The sequence below is a fragment of the Shewanella hafniensis genome (genome assembly GCF_019655335.1).
GTDB classification, from domain to species: Bacteria; Pseudomonadota; Gammaproteobacteria; order Enterobacterales; family Shewanellaceae; genus Shewanella; species Shewanella hafniensis.
Genome location: NZ_BPFD01000145.1, coordinates 1 through 4,066 on the forward strand (window position 1 = coordinate 1; position 4,066 = coordinate 4,066).

A 4,066-nucleotide genomic window follows, 5' to 3' on the forward strand; every position below is an offset into this window, starting at 1 on the left:
TTGGAGGTACTCAGGCGGCCTGATTATCAAATCACGGAGAAAGAATTGCTGGCGGCCTGGGTATTATTCGCCAATCAGTTGCTCAAATATGGCTATGCTATGGCTGATTTATGAGGGGATCCTTCAGTACTTTGCGTCTAGATTATGAAAAATAGTAAATTCAGCTGTTTAACTCGGATTTTTCCTACGAATATGGCAATTGAACAGTGCTTTAACTGTGGCATTAGCGGATTTCACTCAATGGAATATTGGCAGGAATTAGCCAAGGATCGGCGGATTGTTTTATAAGTGTTCAAAAATAATCCTGTGCGCCAAGGCCGCTCTGGAGTAGAATGACCCGCTTTTTATTATGGTGGGTCGAGTCGGGACACTATAACGAATTACTGAAATATCCCTATTTTTGTTTGATGGTAAGAGGTTTATCCGTGCTAGAGAATTTACGTAACATCGCCATTATTGCACACGTTGACCATGGCAAAACGACCCTGGTAGACAAGTTGCTGTCACAGTCAGGCACCCTTGCAACCCGAGGAGAAGCTACTGAGCGGGTGATGGACTCCAACGATCTTGAAAAGGAACGTGGGATCACGATTCTGGCAAAAAATACTGCCATCAAGTGGAACGACTACCGTATCAACATCGTTGATACCCCTGGCCACGCCGATTTCGGTGGTGAGGTTGAGCGTGTTCTGTCTATGGTTGACTCAGTATTATTGCTAGTTGATGCCGTTGACGGTCCAATGCCACAAACTCGCTTCGTAACGAAGAAAGCGTTTGCTCAAGGCTTAAAGCCAATCGTTGTTATCAACAAAATTGACCGCCCAGGCGCGCGCCCTGATTGGGTTATCGACCAAGTATTCGACCTGTTCGATAACTTAGGCGCAACTGACGAGCAGTTAGATTTCCCAATCGTTTACGCTTCAGCGTTAAACGGTTTTGCAACTTTAGATCCAGATGTTGCAAGTGAAGACATGACGCCGCTGTTCCAAACTATCGTTGAAAAAGTATCATTCCCTGATGCTGACTCAGAAGGTAGTTTCCAGATGCAAATTTCGCAGCTGGATTACAACTCATACGTGGGTGTTATCGGTATCGGCCGTATCAAGCGTGGTAGCATCAAAACTAACCAACAAGTCACTATTGTTGGTGCTGATGGCAAAACCCGTAACGGTAAAATGGGCCAGGTATTAGGTTACATGGGTCTAGAGCGTACTGAAGTTGAAGTTGCTAACGCAGGCGATATCGTTGCTATCACTGGTTTAGGTGAGTTGAAAATTTCTGACACTGTCTGTGCTGCTGGCGCTGTAGAAGCGTTACCGCCATTATCAGTTGATGAACCAACTCTGACCATGACGTTCCAAGTCAACACTTCACCTTTTGCGGGTAAAGAAGGTAAGTATGTGACTTCACGTAACATTCTTGAGCGTTTACAACAAGAATTGGTCCACAACGTGGCACTGCGTGTTGAAGAAACTGAAAGTCCAGATCGCTTCCGCGTATCAGGCCGTGGTGAATTGCATTTATCAATCTTGATTGAAAACATGCGTCGTGAAGGTTACGAGTTAGCTGTATCACGTCCAGAAGTTATTCTGAAAACCATCGACGGTGAATTGTGTGAGCCATTCGAAACGTTAACTGTTGACGTTGAAGAAGAAGATCAAGGCACAGTGATCGAGAAGTTAGGTACCCGTAAAGCTGAAATGAAAGACATGCAGCTTGATGGTAAAGGTCGTGTACGTATCGACTTTATTATCCCAAGCCGCGGTTTAATCGGTTTCCAAACTGAATTCTTAACAGCGACTTCTGGTACAGGTCTAATTTACCACTCGTTCGACCATTACGGTCCACACAAAGGTGGCGATATCGGTCAACGTGCTAACGGCGTATTGATTTCTAACGCGACAGGTAAGGCTCTGACATTCGCACTGTTCGGTCTACAAGACCGCGGCCGTCTCTTTATTGGCCACGCTGCTGAAGTATACGAAGGCCAAGTAGTTGGTATCCATGCTCGCTCAAACGACCTGACAGTTAACTGTCTGAAAGGTAAGCAGCTGACCAACATGCGTGCTTCAGGTACTGACGAAGCGCAAGTGCTGACTACGCCAATCACAATGACACTTGAGCAAGCGCTTGAGTTCATCGATGATGACGAATTGGTTGAAGTAACACCTAAGAGCATCCGTGTTCGTAAGAGACACTTGACTGAAAACGATCGTAAGCGCTTTAACCGCGGTTAATGCCAGCCTGTTGATTCAGGTGGCACACCCTTAAGGTGAGTCAATCGGTGTAAAAAGCCCTGCATAGGAAACTATGCGGGGCTTTTTGTTGGTGCTGATTTGGTCATGGGTATGCCGGCGATTAATTCAAACTTCTGAATCTTGAGATCTTGTATTACTCCTTATCGATTCACCATACGCAATTGCGGCAAGATTTTGTAAGGAGAGATCTAACATTTAGTATGGTTCCGCTTAGGTCTTGTGCAAATTCATTGTCGAGTGAACAGCAGGCATTTTTCCCTGTCAGTAACTTCCTGGGTAGCTGATATAGTTCTTACTAAAGCGACGGCTTAGCCTGTCATCGTGGAAGGAATAAATTTTAATATATTCGTCAAAAAGGGAACGGATCAGTTGCTGTCGGTCTGGCTGTATAGGGTTAGCTATAAAACCATTTATCTGGTATTCGCATAGGAATAGTATCAGCGATAAGATTGAGTGATTTACTAACTGTAATCAATGTTATGACCTGTATATTAAGAAATACTGCAGATAGTGATGTAAGCCATTATCTGCATTGTGCTTCGTTAGATTAGCAGTGCTTTGATGCTATTTAACCCAAGTATTGTTCAAAACTGCTTGCTGTGAGAGTTGAAATTCAAGCTTTAGCTGTTCTGCATACTTAGGTGCCTGATTCTCAATAAAATCTACACTTTCACTCTCAGATATGATTTTATCTCCAGCGATTAAAAAACTACCTGAGTTGGTAAATGCGCCAAGCAAGTCGCCTTTTACTACAATACTATAGGGTTTTCGTTCCCTATAAAGAGAGCGACCAACTGATGCAAACTCGTCATTAAATCCGAGCAAATCAAAAGCGGTAGGTAAAATATCTAATTGGCTTGCGAGTATTTTATGTCGTTTAGGGGGAATATTTTGCCCAGGACGATAAATCCATAACGGAATATGGAATGCGCTTTCTAAGCCCGGCGTTTTCGTTTTGAACAAGGTGTGATCTGCCAAAATCATAAAGGTTGTATTTTCGTACCAGTCCTGTTTTGATGCTTCCGCAAAAAATGCTTTAAGAGATTCATCTGTATATCTAACAGTATTCAAAAAATCGGTGAATGTATCTTGTCCATATGGATAAACCTGTAAATGCTTCGGTGTTTCTACATATGGCATATGGGTGGTACCTGTAAACGAAAAACTAATAAATGGCTTAGTTTTTTCGTTTGCTAATTCGAGTGTTTTCATCAACATCTCATAATCCCAACCAAACTGTGCGCCATCAGGATCGGGGTAGTCAGTTCGTGTTATTGGGATATCACTACGTCCAAGATATTGCTGAAAACCAGCATAGTTGGCTATCGAATCTAAACGAATCGAGTCACGTTTTGAGCTTTGCAGCATTTGGGTTTGGTAGCCATGAGCTTGAGCAATATTACCAATTTTTGTAAGGCGTGATAATTCCAGTCCTCCTCCGATATAACCAACACTCTCAAGGGGAGGTATGCCAAACAAGCTCGCTTGAACACCTAAGTTACTGCGTTGAGCAACAGCATAGAAATTATCATAAACCTCAGCTTTTTTTGACAGTTCATCTAAAAATGGTGTGACTTTATAGTCTGAACCCGATAATCCATCTATATAAGCATAGCTTAACGCTTCTACCAAAATGATAACTAAATTTCGGCCATTGGGTGTATTCTCTGAGAATTGGCTTACGTATGGATATTTATATGCTTCATCTTCTGTCTTATTTAGCTGTTGTTTAAGCTCTTCGGAATTAAAGAATTTATAATCAGTACGCTTGAAGTTTTGAGTAGTTCCTTTACCACCTGTATAAATAC

The 4,066-nt window shown here is 42.6% G+C and carries 2 protein-coding genes; one reads left to right on the plus strand and one right to left on the minus strand.

Annotation, left to right across the window (positions count from 1 at the left end):
- Positions 1 to 425: 425 nt before the first annotated feature.
- Positions 426 to 2,237: a translational GTPase TypA gene (typA, locus tag K5Q99_RS21355; protein ID WP_106651716.1), complete on the plus strand. Its 1,812-nt coding sequence runs from the start codon at positions 426 to 428 to the stop codon at positions 2,235 to 2,237.
- Between the two features lie 585 nt (positions 2,238 to 2,822).
- Here the strand turns inward: typA and K5Q99_RS21360 are convergent.
- The coding region (locus K5Q99_RS21360) for an LTA synthase family protein (RefSeq protein ID WP_220778069.1) at positions 2,823 to 4,066 on the minus strand (1,244 nt) is incomplete at its 5' end.